Origin of the sequence: Sodalis praecaptivus (genome assembly GCF_000517425.1) — a bacterium.
Classification (GTDB): domain Bacteria; phylum Pseudomonadota; class Gammaproteobacteria; order Enterobacterales; family Enterobacteriaceae; genus Sodalis_A; species Sodalis_A praecaptivus.
In genome coordinates this window covers 89,219-105,570 of the sequence record NZ_CP006569.1, presented here as the reverse complement: position 1 = coordinate 105,570, position 16,352 = coordinate 89,219, and the positions used below count along the sequence as shown (strand labels likewise).

Sequence of the window (16,352 nt, the reverse complement as noted above, 5' to 3'; positions counted from 1 at the left end):
TCCCCGCGGTGAAAAGTGGTATGCTGATTAATAATGAACCTGGTAATCACTGATAAATGGAGATTTCGATGAAGCCTGCTGTGATTTTGTATAAACCCATACCGGAAGATTTACGCCAACGTCTCGATGAGCATTTCAGCGTCACGGCGTTCGACGGGCTCACCGACGACAATATGCAGCAACACGCGCAGACCCTGGCGAACGCGGTGGGCCTTATCGGCGCCGGCGGTAAGGTGGATAGCGCGCTGCTTGACCGTATGCCGGCGCTAAAAGCCGCCTCGACGATTTCCGTGGGTTACGACAATTTCGATGTGCAGGCGCTCAGCGCGCGCGGCGTGCTCCTGATGCATACCCCGACCGTTCTGACCGATACCGTGGCGGATACGCTGATGGCGCTGGTGCTCGCCACCGCGCGACGGGTGGTCGAATCGGCCGAGCGGGTCAAAGCCGGCGAATGGCAGCGCAGCATTGACGAAAACTGGTACGGCGTCAATGTCCATCATAAGACCCTCGGCGTCGTGGGCATGGGCCGTATCGGCATGGCGCTGGCGCAGCGCGCGCACGCCGGTTTCGATATGGATGTGCTTTACTATGCGCGCCATCAGCACCCTGAGGCGGAAAAGCGCTACGACGCCCGTTACTGCGATCTCGATACCTTGCTGGCGCAATCGGATTTCGTCTGCTTGATCCTACCGTTGACGGAACAGACGCACCATTTAATCGACGCCGGCAAACTGGCGAAAATGAAGCCCGGCGCCATCCTTATCAATGCGGGCCGCGGTCCGGTGGTGGATGAAGCGGCGCTGATTGCGGCACTGGAAAACCGCCGTCTTCTCGCCGCCGGACTCGATGTGTTCGAGCGAGAGCCGCTGCCGGCCACCTCGCCGCTGCTGCGCCTACCCAATGTCGTGGCGCTGCCGCACATTGGTTCTGCCACGCATGAGACCCGCTACAATATGGCCGCCGACGCGGTGAATAATCTCATCACCGCCCTTACCGGCCGGGTGGAAAAAAATTGCGTTAATCCGGAAATTATCCCCGGCCGTTAGGATCGTCGGCGCCGGTCGTCGCCAGGCATTACCCCGCGGGCAAGTTTGAAGTCCATCGCGTCCACCGGCCACCGCCAGGCAGGGCAACGCGGGCAGATTACACCGCCGGGCACCGCCAGGCACGGCAACGCGGGCAGATCACGCCGCCGGCCACCGCCAGGCACGGCAACGCGGGCAGATCACGCCGCCGGCCACCGCCAGGCGGGGCGACGTGGGCAGATCACGTCGCCGGCCACCGCCAGGCAGGGCATCGCGGGCAGATCACACCGCCGGCCACCGCCAGGCGGGGCGACGTGGGCAGATCACGCCGCCGGCCACCGCCAGACAGGGCATCGCGGGCAGATTACACCGCCGGGCCGGTGGCCGCCCGCGACGACCACGGCATTATTTCAATCGCCCGGCATAAACCGATGACGCTGCGGTTTAAGCTGTTGGTGCTATGATTACCGCCTATGCTATTTGCTAAACGCGCAACAAAGGAACCGGCCAGTAATGAAAGGAAAGAAGAATGAGCGTAAGTGAGACACGGCTGAAAGCGACCTCTTACCTGTTAATGTTTCTTTTTATCACCCTGATCATCCCGCTACATTTGTTTCCCTGCTTTATCGCCGGCTTTCTGGCGTATGAGGTGATCATATCTCTGACGCCGTGGTTTGAACGCCTGGTCGGCAGCGGCCGCGCCCGCTGGGTAGTGGTGACGCTGATTGCCGCATTTGTGGTCATTGCCATGACGCTGGGGATCGTGAGCCTGGTAAGCTTTTTGACCTCGGACATTCAGCGCGGTATCGACATTACCGCCGAAACCAACCGCATCTTTTCCGATGTGAAAAGCCGCATACCCGATTATCTCCCCTCATTTCTGCCCGAAAGCGCGGAAGAGCTGAAAGATCAGCTCTTCGCCCTGGTCGAATCCAATTTGATCATTATCCGCAATATGGGCCGCTCTTTCTTGCACGGACTGATTACTATTTTCATCGGCCTCATAATCGGCGCGGTGATTTCGCTCAATAAACCGTCCGGTCGTAATACCTACTTCACGCAGCAGCTGCTGGAACGCCTGCATTATCTTTCTCAGGCGTTTCGCAATATCGTCTTCGCCCAAATCAAAGTATCGCTGGTCAACACCCTGCTGACGTCCATGATGATTCTGGTCCTGTTCCCGCTGTTCGGCGTACATCTGCCGCTGGGTAAGACGCTGATTGTGGCAACCTTTATATTCGGCCTGCTGCCGATTATTGGTAATCTTATTTCCAATTTCATGATCATCATCTCGGCGCTCTCCATCTCCTTAAGCGTGGGCGGCGTGATGGTGCTGTACCTCATTTTGATTCACAAGCTGGAATATTTTCTCAATGCCGAGATCGTCGGTAGCCGTATTAATGCCAAATCCTGGGAGCTGCTGCTGGCCATGCTTATCTTCGAGGCGGCGTTTGGTCTGGAAGGGTTGGTGGCGGCGCCGATTTATTACGCCTATCTGAAAACCGAATTACGGGCGCGGGAACTTATCTGAGCGCTGACGGCACGGGAACTTATCTGAGCGCTGACGGCGCGGGAACTTATCTGTGCGCTGACGGCACGGAAACTTATCTGAGTGCTGACGGCGCGGGTGGCGCCTGGCCCCGCGCCGGCGCGCCACCCGACCCGCGGGCGCGCGCCGTCCCTTTATGCTCCTGCTTGCGCGGTAGCGTGCTGCCGTTAGGGAAAAAAGGGGGTTGCCTGTGGCGCACCAACAGGTAAGGTGTCAGTTTGGCCCGCGAGGATCCGCAATTAAACGCTATGACTTTTTCCCGATTCGGCAATAAATTTACCCAACATTCCGGTATCGCCCAACTCATGGACGACATGAACGAGGGTCTACGTACCCCCGGCGCCATCATGCTCGGCGGCGGCAATCCGGCGGCCATCCCCGCGATGGAGCAGTACTTCCACGCCTTGTGGCGCGAGATGCTCGATGACGGTTCAATGAGCGAGGCGCTGTGCAATTATGACGGCCCGCAGGGCAAGGATACGCTCCTGACCTCACTGGCCGCCCTGCTGCGCAAGGAATTCGATTGGCCCATTACGGCGGCCAATATCGCGCTGACCAACGGCAGCCAGAGCGCCTTTTTCTATCTGTTCAATCTCTTCGCCGGCCGCGGTGAAGACGGCACGCTGCGCCGGGTCCTGTTTCCACTGGCGCCGGAGTATCTCGGTTATAGCGATGCGGGGCTTGAGGAAAACATGTTCGTTGCGACAAAACCGACCCTCTCCCTGCTCCCTGAAGGCCAGTTTAAATACCATGTGGATTTCGAGCATCTGAAGGTGGGCGACGATATTGGCCTTATCTGCGTCTCGCGGCCGACCAATCCGACCGGCAACGTCATTACCGACGAGGAACTGCTAAAGCTGGACGCGCTGGCGCGGCAGCATCAGGTACCGTTGCTGATTGATAACGCATACGGACTGCCGTTCCCGGGACTGATTTTCACCGACGCCCGACCGCTGTGGAATCCCAATATTATCCTGTGCATGAGCCTGTCCAAGCTGGGACTACCGGGCGTGCGCGGCGGTATCGTCATCGCCGGTGAAGCCGTTATCAAGGCATTGGGAAATATCAACGGCATTATCAGCCTGGCGCCGGGCGGCATCGGGCCGGCAATGCTCAATAGCATGATTCGGCGGGGCGATCTGCTGCGCCTGTGCGAAGAGGTTATCCGGCCGTTTTATCGCCGCCGCGTTGATGAGGCCATCGCCTGTATACGCCGCTGGCTGCCGCCGGCGCGCTGCCTGATCCATAAGCCGGAAGGCGCGATATTTCTTTGGCTGTGGTTTCCCGATCTGCCTATCTCCACCGACGCGCTCTACCAGCGCCTAAAGCAGCGCGGGGTGCTGATGGTGCCTGGCCACTACTTTTTCCCCGGGCTTGATCAAGAGTGGCATCACAGCCATCAGTGCCTGCGTATGAATTATGTGCCGGAAGCGGAAAAAATCGAGCGCGGCATTGCCATTCTGGCGGAAGAAGTGGCGCGCGCCCATCGCGAGACGGTGGGCTAAAAAGCGCCATTAAAAAAGCCCGTCAGGCGAATGACGGGCTTGTGGTGACGCAAACGCCGTAAGGCGCGGCCGGACGTCGCTTTTCATTGCGACCGGCCGCTGCTTATTGCGCCGCAATGGCAATCGCGGTAGGGATTGCGCAACGGAGCGCCGCTAGCGCAACGACGCGGTCCGTTCGGGCTTATTCAGCATCCAGCGTGCGATCTTGTAGCGCCGGACGCTGCGCCGAGCTCCCAATGGCCACACGTCGCGGCTGCAATGATTCGGGAATATGCCGCTCCAAATCGATATTAAGCAGACCGTGGGTGAAATCAGCTTGGGTTACCGTCATATGCTCCGCCAGCGTGAAGCTGAGGGAGAATTCTTTGCAGACCAGCCCTTGATGCAAATAATGCACCTCTTTGTCCGCCAGCGCGGGTTTACCTTTAATGGTCAGGCGCGGGCCTTCCAGCTCAATCGACAATTCCTGCTGGGTAAAACCGGCTAGCGCCAGGGTAATGCGATAATGATTATCATCGCCTTTTTCAATATTGTACGGAGGATAACTTACCCCCTGAAAATCGTCTTGTATATTGCTGGCCAATTTATCAAAGCCGATCCACTGACGGAATAATGGAGAAAGATCATAGTTACGCATGTTATTAACTCCTTCTATGAAGCGAGATAATTCACTCAACCCGCCAATCGGGTTGAGTTAGCCCCCCTGCACGGGCGGGCGTATGAGATTGTGGCCGTCGGGCGTTATTTTATTTCAATACGGCGCGGCTTTAAGGTTTCCGGTACCACGCGTTCCAAATCTATAAACAGCAGGCCGTTCGCCAACTGAGCGCCTTTTATTTGTATATGTTCAGCTAATTGGAATTTACGCTCAAAATTGCGCTCGGCAATGCCTTGGTATAAATAGTGACGTCCGTTTTGATCGCTGGCGTGAGCGCCTTTTACCGTTAGGAGATTGTCATGGGCGGTAATCTCCAGCTCGCTTTCGGCAAAGCCGGCGACCGCAATGGCGATGCGGTACTGATTTTCGCTGACCAATTCAACATTATAAGGGGGATAACCGCCGTTGCCCTGACCCTGGCCTGCTTCCAGCAGATTAACCAGGCGGTCGAAACCGATGGCGGAACGATACAGCGGTGAAAAATCGAAATTACGCATAGCTTAAAGCCTCCAAAATTTAGCGAGGGTGCAATAACCTTCCCATTGGACAGGTCAGCAACCGGAATACCCATACGGCGTATCCTTTTCTGGTCACGTAAATAAAATGGGATCGCCGCCGGGTTTTTCAAGAGGCAATAAGAAAAAAATATCGGAATTGCCGTAAAATTTACGTTGGGTTTATTCAATCTCTATTACACTAACTGTTACAGCTTGCGTCATCAGGGTGGTTCAAGCACAATTTCATTTGATCCTGAGAGCAGGTTGCTTTGCGAGTGTAAACCCAACGGATGCGGAACAGGTTATGTTAAGAAAGGTCTTGTTTGTCGTAACAGCAGGATGCACCGTGCTGGGCACTAGCGGCTGCTCCAGCGTCATGACGCATACCGGCCCCTATCAGGGCTATTATCCCGGCACCCGCGCCAGTATGCAGGTTTTACGCGACAAAGACAGTAACTGGTGCATCCGCCCACTGGCGGCCATAGACTTGCCCTTCTCGGCGGTGTTGGACACGGTGTTGTTACCCTATGACTACTTCCGCCGCGATAGCAATACCGATGAGGAGTCTCCCCGCTCGCGCATGTTGCACAGCCACCAGCATGAGCGCGCCACCCCCCCCAAGGACGACTAAGCCGGCACACGCCGGTGCCTTGCGACCCCCCTTCCCTTGTATGTCTGCTAAGATGATCCTATCGCCATTCTACTTTTCGTTTAGCGCGGCGGCAGGCGCACGGGAATAATGATAGCCCTTCCGGCATTGATGGTCCTCTGACCCCTGCGCGGCCGAGCGCCGGGATAGTTTATGGACATTGCTTCGGTTGTCAGCGGGGGGTTTAACGCAAGGGAGGCCACGATGCCCGGCGCCGCCACGCCGCCGGCGCCTTCGCCGATGGCGGCCAGGCTTCAGGGCTGCGCCAATTGTCCTGAGTTGCCCTCCCCGCTGCTAACCTTACCGCCCGAGCTTTTGAGCCTCATTTTTGCCAAACTCGATCTCGGCAGCCTGCTTGCGGTATCGCAAGCGCATCCCCATCTGCGAGCCCCCGCCCGCCAAGCCTGCCGGCGCTATCGGCATGAGCGTTTGCCGGAGGTCATCGCCGCGCTCATCGACCAGCATGGCCTGCCGCTGCTGCGCTTTTGCCAGCGCAGCGGATTGAATATTAACCCGGGTAATGAACCGGACGTCGGCATCAGACGCCTGATGACGCTTTTGATGTACAACGGTGAGGACGACCTGCTGGCCACGCTGTTGGCGACACCGGGAGCCGACACCTGCGCCCGCCTGCGCGGCGCCAGCGGCGATACGCTGCTGCTGGAACTTTTAGACTGTCTGCCGCCGCTGACCAACAGTATCCTTGCGCTATTGGCCCATCCACAACAGGATGTGAACGCCCCCGACCGCAGCGGTGAGACGCCGCTAATGAAAGTGATGCGGCTAGGCCATTTGCCGCTGGCGCAGGCGCTGCTGGCTCGCCCTGAACTGACGACGGCGAACGCTGCGGATAACCAGGGCCGCACGATGCTGATACAGGCGGCGCTGCAAGGCGATAGCGCGCTGGTCGCCGCATTTCTGCGCCGTCCCGATTGCGCCCTCGGCGCGGTGTGCCGTCAGGGCAATAACGCGCTGATGTCGGCGGCGGCGCAGGGTCACGTCAGCGTGGTGACAACATTGGTCCATGACGGCCGCCAGGGCGTGAATCAGGTCAACCGGGAGGGCCTTTCCGCGCTGTGGCTGGCGGTGACGGCCGATCATGTTCTGACGGTCGAAGTGCTGCTAAAGCACCCCGCCATCGCCATTGCGGCGCCGAACGCGCGCGGCTATTGCGTGTTACAGCAGGCGGTCATCGATGGCCAGTACCGGATGGTGAATGCCCTGCTCGCGCATCCCCACATGCCGGTGGCGCAGCGGGACGCCAGAGGCGGTACCCTGCTGCACCTGGCGGCAAGGTATGGCCGTAGCCTGGTCATCAGGATACTGCTGACGCGCACGCGGCTGGATCGCAACAGCCGAGATCATCAGGGCCAGACGGCGCTTGGACTGGCGGCGGCGGGAGATCACACCAGCGCGCTCACGGCGCTTTTGCCTTGCCCGCAAAGCGAGCTCAACGCCCGGGATAATCTGGGCCGGACCGCCCTGCTGCTGGCGGCGGCCGGCGGCGCCCAGCACACCCTGCGACAGCTGCTTGCCGTTGCGGGCGTCGATATCGCCGCGGCGGATATTTTTGGTTTCACCGCTCTGATACTGGCCGCCAGCGCGGGGCATACCGGGGCGGTCCGTCTGCTGCTGGCCCATCCGGCGACGCCGGTCAACGCCCGCGATCGCACTGGCGCCAGCGCACTTATGTGGGCTGCGCATAGCGGCTCATTAGCGCCGGTACGATTGTTACTGGCGCATCCAACCATCATGCCCAACCTGGCCACCGCGCGCGGCGCCACTCCCCTGCTAGCCGCCTGCGAGCAAGGACAGCGCCAAACGGTAGCCTTACTGCTTGCCCATCGGTTGCTGGCGGTCAATGCCGCTGACGACCGGGGCAAAACCGCGCTCATGGCGGCGGCGGCAAATGGTCATCGCCATATTGTGCGACAGTTGCTGCGCCGGCGGGATATCGCGCCCTATCTCACCGATAGGGCGGGCTTGAACGCGATAGATTATGCCGTGCGCGGCGGCCATCCCGCCATCGCCGACCTGGTGCGCAAACACGGCGCGTTGGGCGGCGTCGCGCAGCTCTGGGCGATCAGTTATCATCTGCTTAACTGACCGCCTTCGGCGAAAAATACCGCTGATGCCTTTGCCGGCGCGGCGGCTGAATTGAGTAAATTCGCTCTGCCCGCGCTGGCGCCCTGAACGAAAAACGGCGTGGCCGGACACCCTTATCTGTCGCCGACCCCGCCGTTGCTTTCACCCCGGTATCGACACCGGCTTTCACTTCACGCCGGCAACAAGACCGGTTTTAACGCCAGGCCGGCATCAAGGCCGGCTTGGACTTCACGCCGGCAACAAGACCGGTTTTAACGCCAGGCCGGTATCAAGGCCGGCTTCGACTTCACGCCGGCAACAAGACCGGCTTTAACGCCAGGCCGGCATCAAGGCCGGCTTCGACTTCACGCCGGCGACTACGGCTCTTAAGCTTCCCCCACGCGTTTCACTTCACCCACCAGCAGCAGATAGGAGAGCGCGCCTAACAGCGCTACCACGGCGATGTAAATCAGCGCCGGCGCGAAACCGTAATCCTGCGCCAGATAGCCCACGACCAGCGGTACGGTGATGCCGCCCAAACCGCCAACAAAATTAAACACGCCGCCGGTCAGGCCAATCAGACGTAACGGCGCCAGAGACGAGACCAGCGACCAGGTGATGGAAGCGAAGCCATTGCCGAAGAAGGCCAGCGCCATCAGCACCATAATCCAGACAGGATCGTTGGTATAGTTCGCCCCCATGATACAGGTGGACAGCAACAACCCGCAGATAATCGGCGTTTTACGGGCAAAACCCAGTGATTTTCCGGCGCGCACCATTCGATCGGCAAAGTAACCGGACAAAATCACGCCGAAAAAGGCGGCCAGGAACGGCACGGTGGTCATAAAACCTGCCGTCAGGGCGGCGATATGCTTTTCCTGGGTCAAATAATTTGGGAACCAGGTCAGGAAAAACCACAACGTAGAGGTGACGGCGAACTGCCCTAAATACACGCCCACCAGCTTGCGGTTGAACACCATTTTCCAGTCAGCGCGGGTCATGGGTAGCCGATTTTTTTTCTCCACCGGCGCATCGCCGTCCACCAGACCGCCGCCGGCTTTGATATATTCCAACTCGGCGGCATTGATCCCGCGGCTTTTACGCGGTGATTGATAGACCACGAACCAGATGAGCGCCCACACAATGCCGATACCACCGGTCAGAATAAACACCCAGTGCCAGCTCAGCACTTCCTGTACCCAAATTAACAGCGGCGTGAGGAACGCCAGACCGACAAACTGACCGGAGGTGAACAGCCCCACCGCCGAGGCGCGTTCCCGTTCGGGGAACCAGCTTGTCACCATCCGGTTATTGGTCGGGAACGCCGGCGCTTCAAACAGGCCGGTAAGCGCGCGCAGACCAATCAAACTGCCGAGTCCGGTGGCGAAACCCTGGGCCAGGGTGGCGACCGACCAGCCGAAAATGGCGATAAAATAGGTGAGTTTGGAACCCACCCGGTCCAGAAACCAGCCGCCGGGAATTTGGCAAATCGTATAGGTCCAGGCAAAAGCGGAAAAAATATAACCCATTTGCGCTTTATCGATACCGAATTCTTGTTGAATATGGGCCGAGGCGACAGCCAAATTAGCTCGGTCTACATAACAAATAACGACGGTAATAAAAATCATAAACAGCGTAAGATAGCGCCTCCGGGTGGGGCGCGCGGTGATGACAGTGTCCATCTTATTTTATTCCGGTTAAGTTATAACAGGGTACGGAGAAACACCGGTTAAGGTCATTATCAATGAGAATCCCCGCCGATCATTAAATAACGGCGGGATATGGCTTGATTAACATCTCATTACCATTCAGCCACCGATCCATCAGGATAGCGCCATACCGGGTTACGCCAGTCTGGGGCATTTTTACTGCGCTCAATGACCAATTCCTCATTGATATCCACGCCAAGTCCAGGCTTATTTAGCGGGTAAAAATAACCGTCATTCATGGCGAAATCCTCTTTATTGATAACATAGTCCAATAATTCGGCGCCCTGATTATAATGAATACCCATACTTTGCTCCTGCAGTACGGCATTATAAGAGGCAAAGTCAACATGCAGGCAGGATGCGAGCGCAATTGGCCCCAGCGGACAATGTGGCGCCAGGGTCACATCATAGGCTTCCGCCATAGAGGCAATTTTCATACACTCGGTGATACCACCGGCGTGGGACAAATCGGGCTGTGCAATCGCCAGGCCGCCGTTGGCCAACACCCGCTTGAAATCAAAGCGCGAGAACATCCGCTCGCCGGCGGCGATGGGTATAGAGGTTTGCGCCGCCAGCAAAGGATAATATTCCGCTTGTTCCGCCAGAACCGGCTCCTCAATAAATAACGGCCGATAGGGCTCCAACTCTTTTATCAGCACCTTGGCCATGGGCGCATTGACCCGGCCGTGGAAATCGAGACCGAACTCAATGTCATTACCGAGAGCTTCACGCACCTGGGCCGCCACCGCTACCGCCGCATCCACCTTACGTGAATTATCCAGCAGCCCCATCTCCTCGCAGCCGTTGAGCTTGAAAGTATCAAAACCAATCTCGGTCAGTTTCTTCATGCCGGCGATAACGTCCGCCGGGCGGTCGCCGCCGACCCAGCTATAGGCTTTAATACGATCCCGTACCAGGCCGCCCAGCAGTTGATAAACAGGCACACCTAACGCTTTACCTTTGATGTCCCACAGCGCCTGATCGATACCGGCGATAGCGCTCATCAATATAGGTCCGCCGCGGTAAAAACCCGCGCGGTATAAGGTCTGCCAAATATCGTTGATACGGGCGGGATCCTTGCCAATCACATATTCGCCCAACTCATGCACCGCAGCTTCAACGCTCTTCGCGCGGCCTTCGATAACGGGCTCGCCCCAGCCGACGATGCCTTCATCCGTCTCTATTTTGAGAAACATCCAGCGCGGCGGCAGCCGATAGGTGGTCAATTTGGTTACTTTCATATTAGGTCATTCCTTATCAAGCCAAAACAATCGGTTGCCACGCTTATTGCCGGTGGCGGCTCACGCTGTGCCGACAAAATGCAAAGGGCAAGCCTGTCTCAATGGGTCAGATTGTAGCACTATAAATATTTATTGTACTACAATGTAGATCACACTTTAGACAATGCTCACCGGGTGGTATTCCCTGAACGAGCGGTCGCCGCTCTCCTATCGCTAATGCTATTAAGCACGGCGATATCGGCCAATAACGCTTTACGGCTTTCACCCAGCGCCCCCCGCTCTGGATCCCTTCCTTTACAAAAAATGCTCTGCGTTTGGCGACGTAGCGTTGTTGTCAACGGCAACCGACACGGTGACGTTAAAAGCAGGTTCTCTACCGTGATCGGGGTAAAAGGATGGCGCTGAAAAAATTATGTCGGGCCAATATCCCAGTATAGATAATTATATGGATTGTCTCCGACCTGGATTACAAGAATAAGCGTGTCGTGAATTCTGCCTCATTGGACAGTAATGTCCCATGAGGCACAAATTAGCGATAATATATAAAATATCTATATAAAATAGACACTTATGTCACTTTTTTGCCTGCGTATTTTATTTAAAAAAGAATGTTTTTTTATATTTTCTGTCGCGAAAAAAGGGGATAATTCGCGACAATAATTTATTGGCAACCGGTAAATCCGCTGTTGCATTAGGAGAATCTATGTTAGATAACGTTTACGGGACACAATCCCATTTTATACCCATGCATTTTGGCCATGCCGATAGCCTTCAAAACGAAGCGGTTAAAAGAGAGCAATTCCATGATAAATTTGATGAAACGGCTCATGACCTCCTTGATCTGTTAGGTAAATTATCCGGTAAGCACGGTGATCTATCTCGATTGAAGGCGGGCATTCTTAACCAGAAGCATTTGAAAGCGGGGGAACTCGGCTCGCGCGTACAAGATATCCTCCAAAAATTTGAATTACTTCCCCCTTTCCCAACAACCATTGATTCGTCGGAACCAGACTGTGTCGAATCACTGAAGAGAAAGCAAAAAGAATCGGCAAAAGCAGCCTCCGAATTAAGTGATAACCTGACAGGGGAAATACGCAAAGAAACACTTATCCGGCAGAGCAACTTTAATACCTTAAATCGCATGATTGAGGAAGTAAAACAAGAGCCGAATCTTGAGGAAGCCTATAATATTTACCTGAAAGATGAGACAGAACTGACTTATTCTGAATTCTGGGCATCGATTGCCGCTACTATCGCTTCCATAAAGACAAATTATGTCGATTTTTACTCCTCTCTTATGCTGCAATATGCTGATTTTTATCAAGCGTACACCGAGCTACAATCTAAAGCGGCGGGCGCGGTCAGCGAAGGTAAGGACGGAAATTATATCAAGTGGGACGAAAGCGTCATGAGTGAAGCTTTCCAAGATTTTAAGGATAAAATCAACAGTTTAAATGACAATTTAGGCACGGTACCACAATGGGACCAGTTAAGCGAAACGGAGCGTCAACAGATGGCGGATACGTTAAAGCCCGCATTCGCTGTCGATATGTCTACCGGGAAAATTAGCTTCAATCAGGACGCTCTCAATGCCTGTCCCACGAGCCCTTCAGGCGCCAGCGGTAGCGGTAAAAGTGATGTGGATATGGCAAGTTATAATGCCTGGCTGGCGGCGTTTAACTCCATGGGCAATACCTTTCAGAGCAACATGCAATCCTTTTCACAAAGATATACCCAGGCCAATAGCACCTTTGATAACCTGAATAAAGTACTCAGCAGCTCCATCACCGCTTTACTGGAATGCGCCAAGGCGTTTCTGAGTAACTAATCGGGGGCAGGTTGAAGAGAATGGAAATCTGAACCACCGGCACCGGGATGACCTGCCCATAGGGCGGCCCCGTATTACCCAGCGGCGCAGCTGTCGTTATGGCCGGTGACATACGGGACGATAGCGTAAAGGCTTTATCATCCGACACGAAGATATTCAGGCGTTATTTGATTCACCGCGGCACAATCGTCAATCCGTGTCGAGACAGGCGCACAGGCACGAAAAACGGACTCGTACACCATGACGGCCAAATCGCCGCCGACGCCCGACAGGCCGCGGGGCCAAACCAAACCATCTCGGCCGCGCCAGTAAACCCGCCGCCCTATCAACGCCCGGTCGCGGTTTTCCAAGCGGCAACAAATGCGCTGGCCTGTTCGGCGGTACGGCTTACCGGCTGGCCTGCCCGGTAAAGATCGCTGCCGAGCCCGGCGCCCACGCAGCCGGCCTTGAGATAATCGTGCAAATTCTCCGGCGAAATCCCGCCAACGGCAAACACCGGTATCTCCGGCGGCAGCACGGCTTTCAGCGCTTTGATATAGTCAGGGCCAAAGGAAACCGACGGGAAAATTTTCAGCGCCTGCGCGCCGGCCTCAATGGCGGTAAACGCCTCGGTCGCAGTGGCGCAACCGGGGCAAACCTGTAGCCCATAGCCCACCGCGCGTCGAATTACCTCGGCGTTGATATTCGGCGTCACCATCAACGTCGCGCCGGTGGCCTGCAGCGCCTCCACTTGGGCAACGTTCAGCACCGTCCCGGCGCCAATCAGGGCCCGATCGCCGAAAGCCGCGACGGCTTTGGCAATGCTTTGCTCCCAATTCGGCGAATTGGTGGGAATTTCCACCGCCTCGAAGCCGGCGTCAAGCAGCACCTGTACATGGGCCAAGACTTCATTGGGGGTGATGCCGCGCAGGATAGCGATAAGCGGCAATTTTTCATTCCAAATCATTGACTATGCTCCTTATACCGGCCTGGAAACAGTCATCGCCGTCCAGCAACCGGTGGTTTAGCCCCGCATGATCCAGAGCCTGTTGATAACGGGCGGCCAGCGAAGGATTACCGATGACGGCCACGGTTTCGCCTGCCTGTAGGCGCCAATCGCGCTGCATCTGCGCCACTTCATTCCCGATGAGGAGACCGGATAACCATTCGCTCACGGTGCTGCGATCGAGTTTACCCAGCACGTGGGCGGCACGGGTTTCAAACAAACAGCGCAAAATATTGCTTTCGGCAAATCCCTGCGCCATGCCCTGACGGAACACCTCCCCGTCGGGCCGCTGCTCGGTCAGGCCAACGCCCACCAGCGACTGCGTCATCAGCAAATGGTGCAGTTCGCCGGTCATGACGGTACGAAAATCGTCAATCACGCCATCGCGATTGCGAACCCATTTACAGTGGGTGCCGGGCATGAGATACAGGCCGGCGGGATGCGTACGATAGGCGCCCAGCAATTGGGTCTCCTCGCCGCGCATCACGTTGCAGTTATTGTCGCGTACAATACTGATACCGGGAATAATGCGGATATCCCAAGGCGCGGCATCGTTAACACGCGTCAGTTTACCGGCAATATCGGTCAGACTGGTGGGGCATGACAGATACGGCACCGGCACCCAGCCGGCGTTGCTGCCCACCATACCGGCCATGATTACCGGTACGTTATGCTGCGCCCAAGGCGCGACCACCTCACGAAACACCTGCTCGGCGCTGCGCCCACCCAATCGCGTTACGCCTGCCTCTGAACGCGTACTTGCCGCCAGTTCGCCGTGCAGATAAAGCCAGGCGCGCAGGTTGGTCGACCCCCAATCTATGGCGATGTAGCTGTTGCTCATGTGATATCCTTCAACCGTTGTGTTGAGCTGGCGATCATGGTCAACGCCGCCTGCTCCGCCGCCTCGCTATCCTGATGGCGGATAGCATCGTACAGATTTTGATGTTCCCGCAGCGTGCGGGGCATATTGCCTTCATCAGGCATATAGGTACGTTCAAACACCGCCCGCTGCAGCGAACTTATTGCCACGCCCAGTTGCTGCAAAACCGGATTATGCACGGCATTGAGCACCGCCTCGTGGAAACGAATATCCGCTTCGTTGAACGCATCGCGATTGTTATGGTTGGTTATCATGCCGTTGAGCGCTTCCTCAATAACGGCCAGCTCGCTGGAGGTGGCTCGCTCAGCGGCCCAGCGTGCAATGGTGGGCTCCACCAGATTCCGCACTTCGGTCATGGACGCGATAAGCCGTGGATCATAATCACAGGCAAGCACCCACTGCAGGACATCGCTATCCAGATAGTTCCATTTGTTGCGCGCGGTGACGAACGCACCGCGATAACGGATGATCTCGATGAGCCGCTTAGCCGTCAGCGAACGCAAGACCTCGCGAATGATATTGCGCGACGTACTGAATTCCTCACATAATTCCGCTTCAGGGGGTAATCCGCTGCCCGGAATATACTTGCCGCTGATGATCTGCTGGCCCATTTCATGGATAATACGTTCGGTTTTGCTAAGAGAGTGCTTAATCATCCTTGCTCCGAGGCCTGAGGGAATAAGCATCATTCTATCAGTTCCTGAAGGTCTATCGCACAACAATGGGCGTTGATAGCGAAACTCGACCCAAATTGTAGCACCATTATTAATTATTGTACTACAATATAGATCACACTTTACTCAGTTCATCCGCGAAAGGGCAGCCTTGGTTCAGGCCCGTTTCGCACCAGCGTCCGACGGCGCGTCCAGGACAAATTTCTGAATGGCCAGCGCCACCCCATCTTCCAGATTGGTCCGGGTGACAAATTGACTGGCGGCTTTGATTTCGTCGATGGCATTACCCATCGCCACGCCGGTGCCGGCATACTCAATCATTGCCAGATCGTTGGCCTGATCGCCAAGGGTCATCACCTCATCACGATTCAATCCCAAATGCTCCGCCAATGCTTTTACCGCCGTGCCCTTATTGGCCTGTTTGCTTAGCAATTCCAGATAGTAAGGCGCGCTTTTCATGATGGTATAGCGCTCGAACGCTTCTTGCGGAATGCGTTTGATGGCCGCATCCAGAATATCGGGGTCGTCTATCATCATAACTTTCGGGAAGCGTAGTGAGGCGTCCATTTCCGCGACGGTGCGAAACTTAAAAGGCATGCCGGTTAATGAGGCCTCATAAACGGTATAACGGCTAATATCGCGATTTGCGGTGTAAAGCGTAGCGAAATCCAGCGCGTGGAAATGGACCTCAAGCTGTCGGGATAAAGCCTCCAGGTAGCGGTAATCGTTAATATCCAGCACCGTTTGCGAAATACACGACCCGTCCACCGTGCGCTGTACCAGCGCGCCGTTATTGGTAATGCAGAAATTCCCCTCTACTTGTAAATCCAGCTCCATGAGATACCGTTCTATACCGATATAAGGCCTGCCGGTCGCCAGCGCAACGTAAACGCCCTTGCCGCGCGCCGCGCCGATAGCCTCTTTCACCGCCGGGGTAATTTCGTGTTTATGATTTAACAGCGTCCCGTCCATATCAATTGCAATCAATTTTATCGCCATCGCATCCTCTTGGATTGCGCCACAAGCATAAATCTGATGCCTGCCGCTTGTTTTATACTGCTTTA

Annotated in this window: 14 protein-coding genes; 6 read left to right on the top strand and 8 right to left on the bottom strand. The window is 56.1% G+C overall.

Annotated elements, in window-relative coordinates; all coding sequences use genetic code 11:
- Nucleotides 1–68 precede the first annotated feature (68 nt).
- From ghrB to SANT_RS00455, 3 genes are all read left to right on the top strand, one after another.
- A complete protein-coding gene (gene ghrB / locus SANT_RS00465) occupies nt 69–1,049 on the top strand; it encodes a glyoxylate/hydroxypyruvate reductase GhrB (RefSeq protein ID WP_025420362.1) in 981 nt (326 codons plus the stop codon).
- A gap of 508 nt (nt 1,050–1,557) precedes the next feature.
- Nucleotides 1,558–2,559, top strand: a complete 1,002-nt coding sequence (locus tag SANT_RS00460) for an AI-2E family transporter (protein WP_025420361.1) — start codon at nt 1,558–1,560, stop codon at nt 2,557–2,559.
- 266 nt (nt 2,560–2,825) lie between these two features.
- A complete protein-coding gene (locus SANT_RS00455; protein WP_025420360.1) occupies nt 2,826–4,082 on the top strand; it encodes a valine--pyruvate transaminase in 1,257 nt (418 codons plus the stop codon).
- 181 nt (nt 4,083–4,263) lie between these two features.
- Here SANT_RS00455 and ibpB read toward each other — a convergent pair whose 3' ends face one another.
- Both ibpB and ibpA read right to left on the bottom strand, forming a co-directional pair.
- On the bottom strand, nt 4,264–4,719 hold the full coding sequence (ibpB, locus tag SANT_RS00450; protein ID WP_025420359.1) for a small heat shock chaperone IbpB: 456 nt from the start codon (nt 4,717–4,719) through the stop codon (nt 4,264–4,266).
- A gap of 104 nt (nt 4,720–4,823) precedes the next feature.
- Nucleotides 4,824–5,237, bottom strand: coding sequence for a small heat shock chaperone IbpA (gene ibpA / locus SANT_RS00445; protein WP_025420358.1), 414 nt, complete (start codon nt 5,235–5,237; stop codon nt 4,824–4,826).
- A 304-nt stretch (nt 5,238–5,541) separates the two neighbouring features.
- Between ibpA and SANT_RS00440 the strand changes: the two genes are divergently transcribed.
- Nucleotides 5,542–5,868, top strand: coding sequence for a YceK/YidQ family lipoprotein (locus SANT_RS00440; RefSeq protein ID WP_038668048.1), 327 nt, complete (start codon nt 5,542–5,544; stop codon nt 5,866–5,868).
- Between the two features lie 171 nt (nt 5,869–6,039).
- Nucleotides 6,040–7,992 (top strand): ankyrin repeat domain-containing protein, encoded by a 1,953-nt coding sequence (locus SANT_RS00435; RefSeq protein ID WP_081730397.1) that lies wholly within the window; start codon nt 6,040–6,042, stop codon nt 7,990–7,992.
- Between the two features lie 365 nt (nt 7,993–8,357).
- Here the strand turns inward: SANT_RS00435 and SANT_RS00430 are convergent, their stop codons facing one another.
- Nucleotides 8,358–9,653 (bottom strand): MFS transporter, encoded by a 1,296-nt coding sequence (locus tag SANT_RS00430; protein WP_025420355.1) that lies wholly within the window; start codon nt 9,651–9,653, stop codon nt 8,358–8,360.
- A 119-nt stretch (nt 9,654–9,772) separates the two neighbouring features.
- A complete protein-coding gene (dgoD, locus tag SANT_RS00425; protein ID WP_025420354.1) occupies nt 9,773–10,921 on the bottom strand; it encodes a galactonate dehydratase in 1,149 nt (382 codons plus the stop codon).
- Between the two features lie 703 nt (nt 10,922–11,624).
- Here dgoD and SANT_RS22780 point away from each other — a divergent pair.
- Nucleotides 11,625–12,749 (top strand): IpaD/SipD/SspD family type III secretion system needle tip protein, encoded by a 1,125-nt coding sequence (locus tag SANT_RS22780; RefSeq protein WP_025420353.1) that lies wholly within the window; start codon nt 11,625–11,627, stop codon nt 12,747–12,749.
- 325 nt (nt 12,750–13,074) lie between these two features.
- On the opposite strand, the gene SANT_RS00415 is transcribed toward SANT_RS22780, so the two are convergent.
- From SANT_RS00415 to yidA, 4 genes are all read right to left on the bottom strand, one after another.
- Nucleotides 13,075–13,695, bottom strand: coding sequence for a 2-dehydro-3-deoxy-6-phosphogalactonate aldolase (locus tag SANT_RS00415; RefSeq protein ID WP_025420352.1), 621 nt, complete (start codon nt 13,693–13,695; stop codon nt 13,075–13,077).
- Nucleotides 13,682–14,575, bottom strand: a complete 894-nt coding sequence (locus SANT_RS00410; RefSeq protein ID WP_025420351.1) for a 2-dehydro-3-deoxygalactonokinase — start codon at nt 14,573–14,575, stop codon at nt 13,682–13,684. Before SANT_RS00410 ends, SANT_RS00415 begins: the two co-directional genes overlap by 14 nt.
- The gene (locus SANT_RS00405; RefSeq protein WP_025420350.1) at nt 14,572–15,270 is read right to left on the bottom strand and encodes a FadR/GntR family transcriptional regulator; all 699 of its coding nucleotides are present in this window, start codon (nt 15,268–15,270) and stop codon (nt 14,572–14,574) included. The genes SANT_RS00410 and SANT_RS00405 overlap by 4 nt, the downstream gene beginning before the upstream one ends.
- 174 nt (nt 15,271–15,444) lie before the next feature.
- A complete protein-coding gene (yidA, locus tag SANT_RS00400; protein ID WP_025420349.1) occupies nt 15,445–16,287 on the bottom strand; it encodes a sugar-phosphatase in 843 nt (280 codons plus the stop codon).
- Between the last annotated feature and the right edge of the window lie 65 nt (nt 16,288–16,352).